The sequence below is a fragment of the Croceivirga sp. ABH4_376 genome (assembly GCF_056160685.1).
Map to the genome: position 1 here is coordinate 292,037 of NZ_JBSWXQ010000002.1, position 18,592 is coordinate 310,628.

Sequence of the window (18,592 nt, forward strand, 5' to 3'; positions counted from 1 at the left end):
AAAAGTGTTACTTTTTCAATCGTACTTCTTTTTCTATACCTAAACGTTTCATTTTGGCAAATAAGGTTTTGGCATTCATGTTTAAAATACTTGCCGCACCTTTGGTTCCGCTAACCCGCCAATTGGTATAGTTAAGCACGTCTACAATATAGTCTCGCTGCATGGTTTCAAACGATTTAAAATTGTCCGCACCAATAAAATGTGCGGGTTTGGGCAACCAGGAACCCGGATTTAAAGTAGTGCCATTTTCAATGATTACCCCACGTTCTATTAGGTTTTCTAACTCGCGTATGTTGCCTGGGAAATTATAGGCTAGCAAGGCCTCAATTGTTTTTTTAGACAAACGTTTAAATGCTTTTCCGGCTTTAGCCGAATACTTTTCTAAAAAGTATTGAGCCAATACTGGAATATCTTCTTTTCTAGCGCGCAAGGGGATATTGTGAATGGGAAACACGTTTAAACGGTAATATAAATCTTCCCGGAAACTACCTTCTTTAATCATTTCTTCTAAATGCCTATTGGTGGCGGCAACAATTCGCACATTTACTTTAATGGTTTTGGCACCTCCTAATACATCAAACTCACCTTCTTGTAGTACCCGCAGCAATTTGGGTTGTAACTCCAGCGGCATTTCACCAATTTCATCCAAAAACAATGTACCGCCATCTGCTAAGGTAAATTTACCTACCTTATCTGCTATGGCACCCGTAAATGCTCCTTTCTTATGGCCAAACAATTCACTTTCTATAAGTTCTTTAGGCAGGGTGGCGCAATTAATTTTAATTAGGGGTCTTTCTTTTCGTAGGCTGTTATTGTGTATGGCACTCGCCAACAACTCTTTTCCGGTACCGGACTCACCGGTTATCAATACCGTAGTATCTGTCGGCGCAACTTGGTCTACCAATTGCAATACTTGCGCGTAGGCTTCGCTCTTGCAGATAATATTGCTAAAATTGATTTTACTATTTATTTCCTCCTGTAAGTATTCATTTTCACTTTCTAGGCGGTCTTTTAACGATTTTATTTCCTCTAGGGCCTCGTATAATTTTAAATCACGGGCTTTACGTTCAGATACATCTCGTATAATAGCGCAGTTGTAATCTTCCTGATTATAGGATAAATGGTTAGCGGTAATTTCTACAGGAAACTTGGTGCCGTTTTTACGCATGGCCAACCATTCAAATCGGACGGAACCTTTAGCAACAATTTCTTCAAAGTGGTTTTGCCACCATTCTGGGGTAACCGCAGGGTCTAACTCAAAGATGGTGGTATGCTCTAATTCCTTTCTATCATAACCCAACTGGGTTAGGGCAGAGGCGCTGTAGTCTAAAAGGGTTCCATCCTTTTTTATAACATAAATAATATCTTCGGCATTATTTATAACTTCTTTAAACAATTGCAGACTGTTTTCCTTGCGCTGCTGTTCGGTTACGTCTTGGTATACGCCAATTAGCTTATAAATGGTATCACCTTTAAGCACAGGTTTGGTAACACATCTAATAAATTTTGATGGGCTACCGTTTGTTTCTAAAACTACATCATAGGCCATACCTTTTCTAATAGCTTTGGCCATTAACGTTTTTAATTGCTCACTTTCTTTAAAACGATGAATAATATGTGGGGGCGTAAGAAATTCGGTTTCTTTTAGGTTGAAAATAGAAAGGGCCTCTGAGGTTGAAACGATACTCCCGTCTTGTAAATTCAATTCCCAACCGCCTACATGGGCTATAGTTTGGGTATTGTCCATCAATTTTTGATAGAAACTAGATTCAGAGATGTCATTTATAATAGCACAAATCAAATTATTTCTCTTATTTGAGAAATATTGAGCAAAAACTTCTACTTCGTAGTACTTTCCTTTTTTGTTTTTATGGGTTTCCTTAAAGCGATGCACTTTGTTTTTCTGAACGAATTCCCAATGTTTTTTCCAGCCCTCTTTAGTTAAGGTGGGATTTATATTAAAAATAGAAAGCTTGGTAATCGCCGATTTTGCATAGCCTAAACGCTTACAAAATTTTTGGTTGGCATACACTACTTTCCCTTCTTCATTCATCCATAACACCTCATACGGTAAGGTTTCTACCAACCAATCCTTTATTTCTAGGCCTTCTTGCTCCACGTTTACCAAATTTAGTTTCTATAAAATTATCTAAAAATATCTGATATATAAGAATATTCTAATATAGAAGTAATATTAAAACAAGCTACGCAGATTTAAACAACTGTTTTTCAATAACTTAATGTTTGGGCATGTTTTTCGCTTTCAATAAATCAAATAATTGAATTACTAACAGTTAAGAATTAAATAATGAAAACAGTTTTACATAAAGCGGATACAAGGGGAGATGCAAACCATGGATGGTTACATTCTAAACACACTTTTAGTTTTGCCAATTACCACAACCCAGAGCGTATGAACTTTGGCGTATTACGGGTGTTAAATGACGATACGGTAGCGGCTGGCATGGGTTTTGGCACCCACCCACACCAAAACATGGAAATTATTTCCATTCCCTTGGAAGGCGAATTGGAGCACAAAGACAGTATGGACAATGTAGCGGTCATAAAATCTGGAGACATTCAGGTATTAAGCGCAGGTACCGGCATTACCCATTCAGAATACAACAAGAATAAAGACCAACAGGTGAAATTTTTACAAATTTGGGTGTTTCCTAATCAGCAAAATGTTACGCCAAGGTATGACCAAGTAACCCTTAATACGGCCGATAGGAAAAACAAATTTCAACAAGTTTTATCTCCAAATCCTGAGGATGCCGGTGTATGGATACACCAAGATGCCTGGTTTAACATGACCGATTTGGAACAAGGGAAATCCCTAAACTATAACCTGCATGAACCTAAAAAAAATGGGGTGTATGTTTTTGTGCTTACTGGCGATGCCACTATTAACGGACAAGCTTTGAATACACGTGATGGCTTTGGAATTTGGGATACAGATGCATTTGAAATCACGGCAGATTCCAACACAGAATTATTACTTATGGAAGTACCCATGACTTTATAAATCTATTATTCATTAAATATTAAAAATTGTATATGGAAACAGCGGTTAAAACCACTTGGAAAATTGACACAGCACACTCAGAAATCGCTTTTAAAGTAAAGCATATGATGATTTCTACCGTAACCGGTTATTTTGAGGATTATAATGCTGTGGTAAAAACAACTAAGGAAGATTTCTCGGATGCCGAGTTTAGCTTTACCGCCCAAACCGCATCTATCAATACCAAAAATGCGGACAGGGATGCGCACTTAAAGTCGGACGATTTTTTCAATACCGAAACGTATCCAGAAATGAAGTTTACATCAACCTCATTTGATGGATCCACTTTGGTGGGTGATTTAACCATAAGGGATGTTACTAAAAAAATAAGCCTAGAAGTGGATTTTAATGGGGTAGTGGTAGACCCTTACGGACAGACCAAAGCAGGGTTTGAAATTTCTGGAGAACTCAACAGAAAAGATTTTAACCTAACTTGGAGTGCGGTTACGGAGGCTGGTAAAATTGTAGTAAGCGATAAGGTAAAGTTGCAGTTGAATTTACAGTTTATAAAAAATTAAAAATCAATCTATTAAGAAAGATTTGAATTGCTTATTTATTTAACAAGGGCATTCAAATCTTTCTTTTTTTAGCCTAGAAATCTACACCTAAACAAAACCTATTACACATGAAAATTGACCTAAAAGAACAAGATAGTAAAGGGTATGTTATTGCCACAATAGACGGTAAAAGGGCAGGGGTAATGACGTATTCCATACCTAAAGGAGACTTTATAATTATAGACCATACAGAGGTAGATTCAACCTTTAAAGGACAAGGAGTGGGAAAGGAATTATTGTATAAGGTGGTAGCTATGGCAAGGGAAAAGAACATTAAAATTCTACCTTTATGTCCGTTTGCCAATGCCATGTTTAAAAAATTAGACGCTATAAAAGACGTTTTGAAGTCTAACGATGTTAAGTAATTAGGGTAAATAAGCACAACCTTTTCTTAATCCAGACCCAACGGTAACTTTTGTATTTTGCACCGAAAGTAAAAGGAAACCGAATTCATGGAAAGACGCACCTTTGTTAAACAGTCAACATTATTTTGTGCCTCCACATTGGTATTGCCCATAAAGCCAGGTTTAAGCCGTACCCAACAGGTACGTATTGGTTTGGCCTCAGACACGCATTATGCCGAACGAAAAGTGGCAGGTACACGATACTACACGGGTGCGCTCCAAAAGATGGAAGAATTTGTAAACACCATGAACAACGAGCAGGTGGACTTTGTGATGCATTTGGGCGATTTTAAAGATGAGGACGAAACCAAAAGTGAAGCCAACACCTTGGGCTATTTACAAACCATAGAGGCCGCATATGCAAAATTTAAAGGACCTAGATACCATTGTATAGGCAATCATGATGTGGATAGCATTACCAAGACCCAATTTTTAGAACAGGTTACCAATACTGGGGTAGCCACCAAAAAAGGTTATTATTCATTTGATGCCAATGGCTTTCATTTTGTGGTGTTGGATGGCAACCACACCCAAGAAGGCAAAGACCATTTTTACAAAACAGGGCAAGACTGGCAAGACACCAATTTGGGTAGTGCACAATTAACTTGGTTGGCTAAAGATTTAGCAGCAACCGCATTACCGGTAGTGGTATTTTGCCATCATCCGTTGTACGAATTTTTTAGGGACGGCCACAAATACCATGTAAACGATTATACGGCCGCCCAAAAATTGTTGGAAGCCAACGGTAATGTACTGGCCGTATTTCAAGGACACGTACATGCCGAAGACCATGTAATGCTTAATGGAATACATTATGTAACGGTTTTAGGAATGGTAGATTTTGAAGGATTGGACAACAATAGCTTTTCACTTTTAGAAATTAAGGACAACCAAATGGTACTAAACGGATACAAACGCTCCAATAGTTTTATTTATACGGTTTAATTATGGTAAAAGTAGGCTTAAGAAAAAGCGCAACGTTTTGCTTAAAATAGGATTTAATAGGGGTTTTGAAATTTTCTATTTTACATAATATAAATTATAGGACAAATATATAATTAGGTGAAACTGCGCCAATACCACCGTATTTGATATAATTGTAGATATGACTGCCTTTAGGCTCATTTCGGTAATGATAGTATATAAAAAGAAATCTTACTTCTAAGTCCTGCGCTTCATCTCGCCGTTAAATAAAATCATCTACTAGATAATTTTATTCGCCACGTATGTCAAGCAGTTTTACACGTTGGTTGGTTTCTTTTCCGCATTCATTAGCTATAATTATTTATAATGCTTTTCTATTGTTTTTAAAGGGCCCTGATTAAGCTTTCTTTTCGAATCACTTTTATATTATGTCAAATAGGTTTACTGTGAGAAAAAGATTTAACAATAGTTCTTAAGTGGTTTGAACTATAGCCCTTACTTTTAATTTCACGGAGTTGTTCATCCAGGCTTTTATACAAACCGAGATCTTCCGTCATTGTTTTTAAGGTTTTAATAAACTCCCTCTTTTCTCTACTATATCTAGTGCAATGAGGATTTAAAGGAATTAATATAGAACGAAAGCCGTACCTAACTTTATTAAGATTTACATAGCTATTTTCATAAACCTCTTTGCTCAATTCAAAAGGTGAATTAAACTGTTGATTTTCTAAATTGGAATATAGACATGATTCTCTCAATCTGTCCATATTTGAATACCACTTTAAATTTCTTTGTGCTTCAAAGAATTTGGTAAACATTAATATGCCTTTACCCACTGCCCCTTTTTGATTTTTAAGCGATTTCGGTATTTGAAGACTAGAAACCATAAAATGGAACAGGTAGATAATGGGGTATCTTGAAGAATGATTTTTAAACATATCATTTACACCCAGTACACTTCTAAATCTAAAGCCGTTACCATCTAAAGCAAGAATTAATGCTTTTAGATACTCTTCAAGAGAAGTAATCATTAAAAAATTGGCTGAGGCAAAATCTCCGCGTTTCACTAGGAACATGGCAGATTTCCATTGACTTTCGCCATTTTGGTTTATTCTTGGAAATAATTCCAAGCATTCCTTTCTAGAAATGTTAGCTAGAGTTTTTTGTGACTCCACTCTTATTTATTTTAATCTATTATATAATTCTCTTTTCTTTTGACTTGATGCGAAAGAAACTAAAAATCAAAACTGCATTTAATTTTGGAAACAATTAACGGCATTTTGCTCTATATTTTAGGAAACATTGTAACTCATTAACATTGCTATGAAATCACTTGTATAATTGTAACTATTAATTAACTGTATTGCTAAATCCCTAAAACATAGACGCTCACTTCACCTTATTGTTTTGCCAAAATTTTATTAGGCCAAGTTAAAATCGAGATTCTATTTTACATAATATTATTAAATACTAGTTTGTATAGTTTTTCAATTTCATTATCAATTATTCCTTCTTCCTTTAGGTAACTTCTAATTTCAGATAAGTACTCTTTTGAATCACTTCTTTTACCCTTTTCACCTTTACGTATTATATCAGCCTTTTGTTTTAATTCAACATCAGAACTAACAAAATTTGGTCCGTTGGGATTAGGGAAAAACACGATGCAGTTTTCTATTTCTTCATCTTTATTGATATTTATTACTTTTATTTGCTTTGAAACAGAACTATTTATTGGTTCGTAACCTCCTTCCCTTTTGATAATTTTAGAATAATGCTTTTCTTCAATAACAATTACTTTCCCTTGACATTCACCACCATATTCAAGTCCTAAAACTAATCCAGGTTTTGATTTCGTACCTCTACTAACATTTGATTTTTTATTAAAGCTTCTATGTGCTCCTATTAATTTTGCATCAATTATGTCTATTGGCTCAACATCCTTGTTATCCCAAATAATTGAACCATAACCAAAAATGAAATAATTCTTTTTTGTCATAACTCTTCATCTAAATCAAAGTTTATTGCTTCTGCATAAGCGCCTAAATCTATTGCTGCTACTGTTCCAATACTTTGTTGTAAATACCTAGATAATTGTAGAAAAAAAGTAACTAGTGAATTGTATTTATAACTAAATTCAATAGAATCAAATTTTCGATTTTCATAAAATTCTAATAACAACTTATTATGTTCTTCGTTACTTTCTACTCTCCTACTTAAAATGCTATCATCCTTAATAAAATCAGCATAAAAACTTTTAAAATTTGTTGCGCATCCAATTTCAATAGACTTAAGTCCTTTTAAAGATTTTACATGCTCTTTTATGGTGTCATCTGAAATTTTTGATTCCAATGCTAATACTCCTCCCAAAATCTTGGTTAAACTTCTAGCAGGCCTAACTTGTCCTCTATCAATAATACTTGAAGTAGTTCTAAACAACCTTCTTACACTCTCAACTTTATTCCCTGCATAGAGTATATATTTTTTACTTAATTCTGGTTTAACTTCAAAAACTGCATAAACACCTTCAGCAGGAATATATATAATACCGTTTTGGTTAAATACAAAAGGCGTATAAGTTTGGTCATAAATAACTAAATCAATTTGGTCACTAGTTTGTCCATTTGAATCAATTACAATTGCTTTATCTACGCAATATCTACTTGGCAAATATTTTCGTAACCAAACTATCCAAATATCTTCAAAAGAATCTCCTTTTGATGGTGCATGTTTTATGGATTCTCGATTGGTTTTCATTTGAGCTACCATTTGAGATTGAAGACCTTTAAAGAGGCTTTTTAAATTAATTTCATCACTCATATTTTCTTAATCTTTTATTATCATATATGTAAAAGTCTTTACCAAAAGGTAATTGACCTACTTCTGCAATCATTAATATCGGCTTATCTACATTAATTCTTTTGTCTTTTGCTATTCCTTTCATTGCGTTAATATCTGTATTACTTGGAGAAGTTGGTCCATCTGGATGTGAATGCCATTCACCTAAATATTGAATTTTACCATTCGTAATTTCATGTATTTCTTCTAACCTTTCATTTAAAGTTCCAGGATGTCTTACAAAAATTGTTTTTCCATTTACATAATCATCTGGCACCAAAATATCGGTAATGATATAACCCAACTCTGATTTAAAACCCATAAAAACACCTCCAAATTCCTTTGGATAGTGGAAATTTGTGATTTCTTCTATTTCTCTTAAAGCACTTTTTGATATGTGGATTGCACTATTATTAAAACCACATTTATAATATTCATATTCTTCAATATCAATTATTAAGTCATTTTCAAAATCTGGTTTAATAATAAAAGTTTGATTCTTTCTGTTTTTAGAAAAATTATTATTTATCACTTTTATTCCAGTATTAAGCAAAGTAATTATATCATTATAATTTGCTTCAAAAGTAGGATAACCACAACCAGTACCTTCAATAAAAGTTGGAGGCTCATTTTCTATGTAATCAAATAAAATTTTAGCTTTTTTTGATAAGTCTAAACCAGTTATGGAGACTAATGATTTAGCATTGTTAGTAATTGCTAAACTAAATGTGTCTCCTTTGAAATTAATTTTATCTAAAATATAGGTTACTTCTGGGTCAGTTGAGCAATCAAAAATTATATCAATATTATCATTAAAAACAGTTTTTATTTCGTTTAAATCGAAATTATTTAGTTTGGCTTCTATTGTAATTAAATTTACAAATGGAGAAATTGATCTGAGCCTTTTTGACAAACTATCAGTTTTTGGGAAAATCATATCATTTAAATCATAATTTGCACGACATAAATTCCCACCTTTAATCGTGTCGAAATCTTCTAGAATTATATTTCTTGCTCCACCTCTAACTAAAGTTTCAGCTAAAGAACTTCCTAAAGCACCACAACCAATAATTAAAATTCTAGAATTTGTAATTTTATCATCTAGTTTTCCTCTCCCAAAAAATCGTTTGTAATCAATGTTTTCTGTTGTCCTCCAATTGATTTTATTCTTTTTTAAAATATGCTCAAAAGGTCTTTTAGAACTTGCTTGCTCTACTTTAGGTATTCTTTTGTATTCAATCGGATTATTTCTTTTAGATATTCTAATTAAATCCCAATGTTCTTCATAATTTTCATCATTTGGAATTTTATGTCCAATCATTAGAAATAGATAATTTTCATTATAAAAACCTTTACCAAATTTCCCTTTTAATCCTTTATATAAGTACTCAATGAATTCATCAGAAAGAAACTCTTTAAGCTCATTCCAGGTTTCAATACCTTTTCGACCTTTTAGTTTTTTTCTTATAGGTTCTTCTTCTATAAAATAGTACAATCCTTTTTTACAGGTTTTACTTTTTAAATCTTCTTTAAAAGTTTTTGACCAACTATCTGTTTTATCATTATCAAAACCCAACCTAAACATTTTTTTGACTGGGAGCTTTGATTTACCATATTTTTCATCAGAAAATATGGAATAGTTAAATAATCCAAAAGAGTGTTTTTTAAAATTATTTTGAACATTTGTGAAGTAAAGCTTATCTATTCTACCTCTTTCAGTAGTGTGTATTAAATAAGCATAATTATCATCTTCTTTGTTAAAAATAAAATAATCCCTAATCCATTGTTTAAGGCATTTTAGTTCATATAATAATTTCCTATCAAAATTATCATCTTTATCGGGATGAAAACATACTGAACCATCCAGATTGATATGATTTAAACCAATGTATTCTTCATTTCTAAAGATTATAGAAATGTTATCCGAATTTGGATGTGTTAATGGATAATGATGTGGAATTTCTAAATCAAAAAAAAGAGTTTCATTTAAATAGCTTACTTCAATTCTTCCTGAATAGTAATTTCCCCTTTTTTCAATTTTTTCAACAATCGTTACACCTTTATCCTTTTTAATTAATCCATTGATTCTTTTTATTATTTTTTTGTCTTGTTCTTTAGTATCCAAATTTACTTGTGGTTAAAACAGATGCAGTAGAGGCTTTTAAATCATCTTCATTATCATAATCTTCATTTATAGGGAAATATTCTTTTATTTTATCAGAATCATCATCTACATCTTTAATTGTCTTTTTCATATCTCGTTTTGTATCAGCTTTAGCTGTATCACTCATCGAATCTGAAACTATATTACTAGAATTAACAGGGTCTACTAAATCATTTTCAGTTATGTTATCAATTATATGATTCATTACCATTTTTACTTTTTCCCACAATCCATTAGGTATTTCATCTGCTTCATCAAAAGCTTCTTTGGTATATAATTCCATCATAAATGACTTTATCAATTTACCTCCATTTTGATTTTTCCTTTCTGTTTTCCAGACCTTAAGTAGTTTTGTTATTTTCCGTTCATGAGTTCTTTCTGAACCACCAAGTAATTCAACATGCTTTTTAATATTTGTTTTAATTCGAGTTTTATTATCATCTACTTCCTTTTTTGAACGATTTGGAGGATGAATATGTAAACTTAAATCTGTATTATTACTGTTATAGTCATTATTACTAGGTCTTTCACGACCAGGAACAACATCCATATCAAATTCTTCACCATCAATATTAAATTTCATTCCAATAGAGACTTTTTGTTTCCTAACACCTTCTTTTGTTATATCATCATCATCTTCAGTATATTCATTTCTTAAATATTTATATACATCATCAAACATATCTTTAAGACTGCTATACCCTTTATCTTCTTCCTTTTCTTTCTTTCTAAAAGGTATACAACAATCTATATCAAACTTTGTGTTTATAGCAGTATTTTTAGCATAAGAGCCCGAATCAATAGCATTAGAAGCTTTTGTTTCTGAAAACTTATCATTCAATGCATTTTTTACTGCATTTTTCTTTGCTATAAATTTATTTAGACTTTCAACTTTATTTATATCATGAGTATCAAGTACTTTTTTAAGATGTTCGTTTTTATTTGTAGACATATTTCTAATATTTTTAGTTTAGTAATTAAGGTCGATTATTTACAATGTCTATTTGTTTAACATTGTCTAAATCTTAATAAATGAAAGGAAAATCTATAAGACGGGTAAACCGTAACTACAAATTTAGTTAGTTAATTATTTAATAATTAGTATTTTGCATGAACTTGTCAACATACAAATTAACAATCCATTCCATTCCACACAGATTACGCTTCCCTCCTACGTCGTCGCATAAAAAGTATTTATTCATGACTTGTTTTTTGTTTTTTAAAGGTATTCATGAAACTTGAATGAAATTTGGCTAACGCCTAACCTCATTCTTCGGTTTCATTGCCTTTTTAGAGAAGATTTTTTAGAAGAAATTTTTCTAGGAGTTACTACGCGGCTTAATCGATTAAATCATTATTTTTCATACCCTATTAACCAACTACTTCTAATACACCACTAAAATCGGATTGCACTAACATAAGCCCAAATAATAAACAGTATTTGTAAGGGTATTCTAAACCATAAATAAGCAACACCATTACCGTCTAATGTTCCTTTTTGGTAATTCACATTATGTAAAGACGCATAAATGTTTGCCGGTAACATTAAAAGGAGGAAAACAATTAGTGCCCAACCAGATATCACTTTAAATTTTGGGATTAAAAGACCTATAGCAAGTACTATTTCAAAGATTCCCGTGAGGTAAACAATATTTTCTTTAAAGGGAATAAATGGAGGTATCATCATTGCCATTCCTTTTGTAAAGACAAAATGCCCTATAGCGGTAAACACAAGCATAAGGGCCATTGCAATTCTTGCAGCTAAGGCAAAGTCATATTCTTTTCTTAAAAACTTAATGGCAATAAGTGAGCTAATAAACGTTACTAAGAGTATAATTAAGGGTTTCATATTTTTCTAAATTAGTATAGCACAAAGATTAGAAAAGGATACCCAAAAAAAATGAACCCAAGTTAAGTAATGCGTTTTCTAATTCTACTCAAGGCTTGTGGCGTAACCCCAATATAGGAGGCAATATATTTTAATGGAATTTGCTTTAATAATTGTGGTCTGTCTGAGAATAAGTCCAAATAGCGTTCTTCGGCTGTTTTATTTAAAAATGAAAGTTCTCTTTTGGATTTTATTAAAAACATTTTTTCAGCCATTTTTCTTCCAATTAGATTTCCGTTTGTAGTTTTCTTATAGACTTCTTGTAAATCGGTATTAGAAATTTTCCACAAGATCGTTTCCGTTAAAGTTTCTATCTGATATTCGGATGGGCATTGGGTTAAAAAAGAGTCGTAGGCGGTAACAAACTCATTATCAAACAGAAATCCGAAAGTTAAATCAGACGTTTCTCTTGGAATGTAAAGTCGGATTACCCCTTTTGAAATAAAGGATAAGTACTTTTCCGTTTTACCAACCTCTAAAACTATCGTGTTTTTTTTAAGCGCCACTTTTTGAAGTTTCGAAGCGAAAAACTCCCAATCAGAATCGTTCATTGGCGCTATCGTATCTATAAACGCTCTAATTTCTTTCATTTTTTTATTGTAGCTGTCCTTTAAAATCCGCCATTAAACAAATAGCCATATCGCTTAAAGCTACTAAATCTTAACCACTATTTTTTAGCTAAACAACCTAAATCTTAAAAACAATTCGCCACACAAAAGTTATACAGCTCCATAATACCCTGTAGTTCCACCTTTTCTTTTGATAGGGCTTCTACCACTAACGGACAGTTATAAAAGGAGGCCATTAGGCGTTTCTTTTTAAACCCAAAAACGCCTTGTGTAACCCGTACCAGTTCCCTAGAACCGGGTTTGTAGAAAAAAGGTATGGTATCTACATAAGAATTATCATCATCTATATATAATTGCTCCAGATACAACAAGTTACTAGAACGTTTTACCACTTTTAAAAATACCTTGGGAGCAGCAGCATCCGTATAATACCGGAACTTAAAAAAGTTACTTGCTTACCGTAAACGCATAGAAATATAGTGTTCATTGGCAAATCCGTAACCTAAAATAGCATCTGGGCTAAATTTCTTGGTTCGGGATTTTTCTTTTTGCCTAAACCGTACTTTCTCATAAAGGGCAATAAAGGGTTCTGGGGAACGGTCTTTAATAAAACCATGCAAGGTATCTCCGTTTTGTGGTATGATATACCCTGCAACAAACCCTTTTGGTTGTGCATATACCCAACCACTACCCCAACCCAAAACCAGCAACAAGAGCTGTATGCCAACTATTTTCTTCATACCCTTTATGTATTTGCCAAAACATAGCACAATAGTTGTACCAAGAAGTATTTGAAGAAAATACTCTTTATTTAATTTATTTTATTAACTCAAAATCAAATTAATATAATTAAACTTAATTAAGCCTTTTTCTTTTCATCTTTATGGGATATGCAATAAGCCATTAATTACCGTTCTGGTTAACATCTTCCTCTTTCTTAATATTAGCTTTTTCATTAATCTTCAAACTGAAACCTCCAACAAATCTTATTGAAAATTGAAATTGTGTATCTGTTAGGCCATCAATGTCACTTTTAGAAGAGCCTCCTATCATTGGCATTGTGAATTCTGCTAAAATATTATTTAATCTAAACCCAAAAGAAGGTTCCCAGCCGCTAAAATCTTTATCAGTGGTACCTAAAAATCTTTCTCTAAACTCTTGATTACTTTCCGATGAAATATCACCAGTTATATTCCTTGAACTATAATTTAATCCCAATCTTATACTATATTTCCTTTTATTTTCTGAATTTCTGATTTTATCATTTGGAAGAAATTCATGGAAAAGTCCAAATCTAAAATTTATCGCCCCTCCATACTTACTGATATTCGAAGTCTCGTCATTTAAATTCCAAAGTACATTTGAGGCGTTTATTCTTATATTGACTCCGCTAAATACCTTTGTTATCCATCTTCCTTTGTCCCAGTTTAAATTTGGATTAAAGAAAATATTTGAATTTATAAAAATAGACTGCTTGGGACTGACAGGATTAAGAATATAAGTTCCAAAATTACGCTGATTTTCAATTTCATTTAAATCATTGACTTCGGCTCTTAGAGAGTCTACACTTGAAGCTACATTTATGTAAGACTCAATGTCCAAGCTCTCTATAAATCGATTTAAATATTGATCTTTGGTTCTGCCTTCACTATCTCTTTCAAAAAAATACCTTTCAAAAATAACACCTAAACCAGCAGACCCTTGCACTCCTTCATTAGCTTCACTGATGTTTTGCTGTAAGTTGGCAGTACCAACAAAATCAATATGAAATTGATTTGGAGCTTTAGTTGGTACAGAAAATCGGTTATCTAATTCCGTGACATCACGGAATTGAGTAGAACCGTATGCATCGTCATACTGAGCTGTTACCAAATAAAAATTTAATGTAATCAATAAAACCGTAAAGATGTTCCTACCATTTTTCATAATAAATAATTTATACCATTACTAAAAAAAAGGGGAACTAACTAATTTAATATCAATAGTTTATAAAGTCAAAATTATAAAATTAGATTGTATGAGGCTTGATAAAATACCTTATAAAAACTATGGTTTTTATAATAATTAACCTACGCCACGCAATACTTTTAACGGAGCGCTTTTTAAAACCGGTCTTATGTTGCTAAGGCCAATCGCTACCACCAATAACACCAGTAAGGGTAAAAACACCAATATGGGCCAAATAGTAGGTGCAAACGTTTCCTCGAACAGATAAAATGCCAAAGCGGCGCTGCCCAACAGGGCCAAAAATAGGCCTACCAAACAACCTAGAACACCCAAAAACAGGTATTCTAATACGGCTATGGTTACAATTTGCTTGTTTTTAGCACCCAAAGTGCGTAATAAAACGGCCTCGTGTATGCGCTGGTATTTGGAGGTGCGTACCGAACCTATAAGCACTATAATCCCAGTAAGTATGCTAAAAAAGGCCATAAAATTAATAACCCAAGAAACCTTATCCAGTATATCTTCTATGATGGTGTACACCTGCCTTAAATCTATCAATGAAACATTGGGAAACAATTCTACCAAATCGCGCTGCAAATAGGCAGAACGTTCTTCGTTGGGCACATTGGCGGTTAGCACATTAAACTGCGGGGCATTTTCTAACACTCCAGCGGGAAAAACAATGGAAAAATTGAGTTGCAGCCGGGTCCAATCTACTTGTCGCACACTGGCCACCTCGGTTTCCATTAAAACACCTTGCACGTTAAAGACCACTGCATCGCCCACTTCTAATTGAGCATCCCTGGCAATGTTATCAGATATGGATATTGGTATAGTACCTTGCCTATAATTGGCTACCCACTCCCCTTTTTGCAGTTTTTCGCTGCCAATTAAACTATCCCGGTAGGTGGTTCTAAACTCATGGTTTAAAATCCACCCCCTAATGGTACTGGTGGTATCTTTTCTAATCTCGTTAAGGCCAACCCCTTTTATACTGTGCATGCGCATGGTAACCAAGGGAATGTTGTTGATAATGTCAATCTTATTTTGGTTAAACACCGCTTCTACAGCATCTAACTGCTTGGTCTGTATGTCCAATGCCACCAAATTGGGACTTTTGGCATTGTTTTCTATACTAGTTTTGGCCAAAAGCATATCCTTGCTCAAGTACAGTGTGGTAATTAAAAAGGTGCCCAAGCCAATGGCCACCAATAATACCATGGTTTGGTTGTTGGGCCTAAACAGGTTTAACAGAGGCTGCCGTAAGGTATAATTGGCATTTTTTGGAAAAAAGCGCTTTACCAACTTCATGGTAAACATAGCAATACCCGCCAATACAGCAAAGGTTACCACTACCCCAACCACAAAAACCAAAGCGTACCCACCATCTTGCAACAACCAAAACGAAAAACCATATAAAAAGCCGAAAATCAAAACACCCAAAACCCATCTGGCCCAGTTAGATTTTACCGTGCCACTACTGCCCAAACGCAAAACTTCTAATGGCGATACGTACCAGGTTCTTAATAAGGGCAACAAAGCGAATAAAACGGACATAAAAATCCCAATTAACACCCCTAAAATCAGGGGTTGTGGCAATAGTTCCATTGTTACTTGAAAGGGTAACAGGGATTGCAAGATATAGGGAAACATACTTTGTACGCCCACGCCAAGCGCCGTACCCAATACACCCCCTAATAAACCAATACCCGCAATTTGGATTAGAAATATGAGGAAACTTTGTTTACGGCTAGCTCCCAAACATTTAAGCACCGCAACGGAGGGTAATTTTTCCTTGATATAGATGTTAACAGAACTGGCAATACCCACACAACCCAACAATAAGGCAATAAAAGCCACCAAATTCAGGAATTTGCCAACATTATCGTACCGCCGGCCTAACCGACTACTGGTACTGGTATGGGTATCAATATCGGCATTTTCCATGTCTAACTTTGGGTCCAACGTTTGGTCCAATAATTCTAAATCTACCGTCTCGTCCTTAAAAAAGTATTGGTATTCTTTACGGCTACCAAATTGAAGCAATTGGGTCTGTTCTACATAGGCGTAAGGAATAATAACCGGTGGCGCAACAGAAGTAGAAATAGCCGTTGTACCCGGTATGGCTTTTAGGGCGCCGGCAATGGGTAAGGTAACCTCCCCTACTTTAATGGAATCTCCGGGAACCACATTATATTGTAGCATTAAGGTGGCATCTACCAAGGCACCACCTTGCTTTTGATAGGTGTTTCCTGCGGTTGGGGGCTCTGCCTCTATTTCTCCATAAAAAGGGAAATTCCCTGCTATACCCCGTACGCGAACCAAGCGGGCACCGCCATTCTTGGGAAAAGCCACCATGGAAACAAAATTCACTTCCATAGCTTGCGGACCTAACGAATCGATTAGCTGCTGGGCCCTTTCCGTAGGTTCTTGGTCTGTATCTATAAGGTAATCTGCCCCCATAAGGTTTTTAGATTGCCCTTGGATGTTGTTTTTAAGGTTACCGCTAAACAGCTGAATGGAGACAACGGCCGCAATGCCTAGGACTATAGAGGCCATAAACAACAGTAAACGTACTTTACTGGCCTTGGCATCTCGCCATGCCATTTTAAAAAGCCATGCGGTGTTGGCTTTTTGGGCTGGTTTTAGGGGAATGTTGTTCAAAATGCCGCTGCTGGTTGGTTACTAACTACTTGGCCGCCTTTTAAGCGCAAAATTTGCTGTGTTCTAAGGGCCAAATCCATATCGTGCGTAATGATGACCAAGGTAGTACCCGCTTCCTGATTTAGTTCTAACAAAAGCTTAATTACGGTTTCACCTGTTTCTACGTCTAAATTACCAGTGGGTTCGTCCGCAAATAAAATAGAAGGCCTGTTACTAAATGCCCGTGCCAAAGCCACCCGTTGTTGCTCCCCACCAGACAATTGGGATGGGTAATGGTCTAACCGATTAGCCAAACCTACTTTTTCTAACAACTCTTTTGCTATTTGCGTCGCATTTTTATCGCCTTGTAAATCTAAAGGCACACTTACATTTTCTAAAGCGGTTAGTGTAGGTAATAATTGAAAATTCTGAAATATAAAGCCCACTTCTTGGTTACGAAGTTGGGCACGTTGGTCTTGGGTTAATTGCTGCAAATTGTGTCCACAAAGGGTAACCGTACCGGCATCTGCCGTATCTAAGCCTGCACATAGACCTAGCAAAGTAGTTTTGCCACTACCAGACGGGCCAACAATAGCAAAAGTTTGCCCTTTTTCCACCTCAAAAGAAACATCTTGTAGCACGGTAAGTTGTTTTGCGCCACTCGTATAGTTTTTTTGCAGCCCATTAATCTTTAATATCTTTGAATTATCCATGTAAAAGCAGTTATACGCCAATGTCTAAAACTAAACAATCGTACACAGATACACCACTTCAAACCAACCGAAACTTCTTAAAATTCTGTTATCTGTTGGCCGTTATACTGTTGTTTTCTTGCAAGCAAGATTCCAAAAACGAAAAAAAAGAAGTAGCGGAGCCAGAAATTAGTACGGAAGCTACCGTTACAACCAATAACAAAAAAGTTATCTTGTTCTTTGGCGATAGCCTAACGGCGGGATATGGCCTAGACGATACCAAAGATGCCTATCCAGGGGTGATACAAACCAAAATAGATTCCCTAGGTTATCCGTACGAAGTAGTCAATGCTGGATTAAGCGGCGAAACTACTGCAGGCGGTCTGGGACGAATTAATTGGATATTGGAGCAAGACATAACTATTTTTGTGTTGGAATTAGGTGCAAACGATGGATTAAGGGGTACCGCACTATCTGAAACCAAAGCTAATTTGCAAGGAATAGTAGATGCGGTACGTAAAAAAGATGCGAATATTCCCATTGTATTAACCGGTATGCAATTACCACCCAATATGGGAAAAGAATACACCACAAAATTTAGTCAACTATTTAAAGACTTGGCCGATAAGAACCACCTGGTTCTGGTGCCTTTTTTATTAGAGAATGTAGGTGGCGTAGCCCAATTGAACCAGGCCGATGGTATACACCCAACGGAAGAAGGACACCAGATATTGGCCAATAATGTATGGCCTTACCTAAAGCCGCTTCTTGAATCTTAGTTTAGGATTTGTTAATGACTAATTAACGTTTCCATTTTTAAAAAATGATTACAACGGGGTATTTCTACCACAATACCATTCATCTACACAACATAAATAAGTATTTTCTTACTTTTTATTGTAATT

At 34.6% G+C, this 18,592-nt stretch carries 18 protein-coding genes; 5 read left to right on the forward strand and 13 right to left on the reverse strand.

The features are described 5' to 3' along the window. Positions 1-7: 7 nt before the first annotated feature. A complete protein-coding gene (locus tag ACXAGS_RS05565) occupies positions 8-2,119 on the reverse strand; it encodes a sigma 54-interacting transcriptional regulator (RefSeq protein WP_474905263.1) in 2,112 nt (703 codons plus the stop codon). A gap of 189 nt (positions 2,120-2,308) precedes the next feature. On the opposite strand from ACXAGS_RS05565, the gene ACXAGS_RS05570 reads away from it, so the two are divergent. The 4 genes from ACXAGS_RS05570 to ACXAGS_RS05585 all read left to right on the forward strand — a co-directional run bounded on the left by ACXAGS_RS05570 (position 2,309) and on the right by ACXAGS_RS05585 (position 4,970). Then, positions 2,309-3,025, forward strand: coding sequence for a pirin family protein (locus tag ACXAGS_RS05570; RefSeq protein ID WP_474905265.1), 717 nt, complete (start codon positions 2,309-2,311; stop codon positions 3,023-3,025). 32 nt (positions 3,026-3,057) lie between these two features. Next, positions 3,058-3,582 carry a YceI family protein gene (locus ACXAGS_RS05575; RefSeq protein WP_474905267.1) on the forward strand — a complete coding sequence of 175 codons (525 nt, stop codon included), beginning with the start codon at positions 3,058-3,060 and terminating at the stop codon, positions 3,580-3,582. Positions 3,583-3,689: 107 nt separating this feature from the next. Beyond that, positions 3,690-3,986, forward strand: coding sequence for a GNAT family N-acetyltransferase (locus ACXAGS_RS05580; RefSeq protein ID WP_474905268.1), 297 nt, complete (start codon positions 3,690-3,692; stop codon positions 3,984-3,986). A gap of 87 nt (positions 3,987-4,073) precedes the next feature. Continuing rightward, positions 4,074-4,970, forward strand: coding sequence for a metallophosphoesterase family protein (locus ACXAGS_RS05585; protein WP_474905270.1), 897 nt, complete (start codon positions 4,074-4,076; stop codon positions 4,968-4,970). Positions 4,971-5,380: 410 nt separating this feature from the next. Here ACXAGS_RS05585 and ACXAGS_RS05590 read toward each other — a convergent pair whose 3' ends face one another. The 12 genes from ACXAGS_RS05590 to ACXAGS_RS05645 form a co-directional block, all read right to left on the reverse strand. Beyond that, a complete protein-coding gene (locus ACXAGS_RS05590) occupies positions 5,381-6,124 on the reverse strand; it encodes an AbiV family abortive infection protein (RefSeq protein WP_474905271.1) in 744 nt (247 codons plus the stop codon). A gap of 275 nt (positions 6,125-6,399) precedes the next feature. After that, complete coding sequence (locus ACXAGS_RS05595) at positions 6,400-6,945, reverse strand: gamma-glutamylcyclotransferase (protein ID WP_474905273.1); 546 nt, start codon at positions 6,943-6,945, stop codon at positions 6,400-6,402. Next, positions 6,942-7,766, reverse strand: coding sequence for a DUF6602 domain-containing protein (locus tag ACXAGS_RS05600; RefSeq protein ID WP_474905275.1), 825 nt, complete (start codon positions 7,764-7,766; stop codon positions 6,942-6,944). Before ACXAGS_RS05600 ends, ACXAGS_RS05595 begins: the two co-directional genes overlap by 4 nt. Further along, positions 7,759-9,909 carry a ThiF family adenylyltransferase gene (locus ACXAGS_RS05605; RefSeq protein WP_474905276.1) on the reverse strand — a complete coding sequence of 717 codons (2,151 nt, stop codon included), beginning with the start codon at positions 9,907-9,909 and terminating at the stop codon, positions 7,759-7,761. Before ACXAGS_RS05605 ends, ACXAGS_RS05600 begins: the two co-directional genes overlap by 8 nt. After that, on the reverse strand, positions 9,899-10,900 hold the full coding sequence (locus ACXAGS_RS05610) for a nucleotidyltransferase domain-containing protein (protein ID WP_474905278.1): 1,002 nt from the start codon (positions 10,898-10,900) through the stop codon (positions 9,899-9,901). Before ACXAGS_RS05610 ends, ACXAGS_RS05605 begins: the two co-directional genes overlap by 11 nt. Positions 10,901-11,344: 444 nt before the next feature. Beyond that, positions 11,345-11,797, reverse strand: a complete 453-nt coding sequence (locus tag ACXAGS_RS05615; protein WP_474905280.1) for a DoxX family protein — start codon at positions 11,795-11,797, stop codon at positions 11,345-11,347. Positions 11,798-11,859: 62 nt separating this feature from the next. Then, positions 11,860-12,426: a Crp/Fnr family transcriptional regulator gene (locus ACXAGS_RS05620; protein ID WP_474905282.1), complete on the reverse strand. Its 567-nt coding sequence runs from the start codon at positions 12,424-12,426 to the stop codon at positions 11,860-11,862. A gap of 104 nt (positions 12,427-12,530) precedes the next feature. Continuing rightward, entirely contained in the window at positions 12,531-12,797 is a 267-nt protein-coding gene (locus tag ACXAGS_RS05625) for a hypothetical protein (protein ID WP_474905283.1), read from the reverse strand. Between the two features lie 63 nt (positions 12,798-12,860). Further along, the gene (locus tag ACXAGS_RS05630) at positions 12,861-13,145 is read right to left on the reverse strand and encodes a hypothetical protein (protein ID WP_474905285.1); all 285 of its coding nucleotides are present in this window, start codon (positions 13,143-13,145) and stop codon (positions 12,861-12,863) included. 163 nt (positions 13,146-13,308) lie between these two features. Then, positions 13,309-14,331 (reverse strand): hypothetical protein, encoded by a 1,023-nt coding sequence (locus tag ACXAGS_RS05635; protein WP_474905287.1) that lies wholly within the window; start codon positions 14,329-14,331, stop codon positions 13,309-13,311. Between the two features lie 138 nt (positions 14,332-14,469). Then, positions 14,470-16,959 (reverse strand): ABC transporter permease, encoded by a 2,490-nt coding sequence (locus ACXAGS_RS05640; RefSeq protein WP_474906122.1) that lies wholly within the window; start codon positions 16,957-16,959, stop codon positions 14,470-14,472. Positions 16,960-17,012: 53 nt separating this feature from the next. Then, positions 17,013-17,708: an ABC transporter ATP-binding protein gene (locus ACXAGS_RS05645; protein ID WP_474905288.1), complete on the reverse strand. Its 696-nt coding sequence runs from the start codon at positions 17,706-17,708 to the stop codon at positions 17,013-17,015. Positions 17,709-17,728: 20 nt separating this feature from the next. Here ACXAGS_RS05645 and ACXAGS_RS05650 point away from each other — a divergent pair, with 20 nt between their 5' ends. Continuing rightward, the gene (locus ACXAGS_RS05650) at positions 17,729-18,466 is read left to right on the forward strand and encodes an arylesterase (RefSeq protein ID WP_474905290.1); all 738 of its coding nucleotides are present in this window, start codon (positions 17,729-17,731) and stop codon (positions 18,464-18,466) included. Positions 18,467-18,592 lie beyond the last annotated feature (126 nt).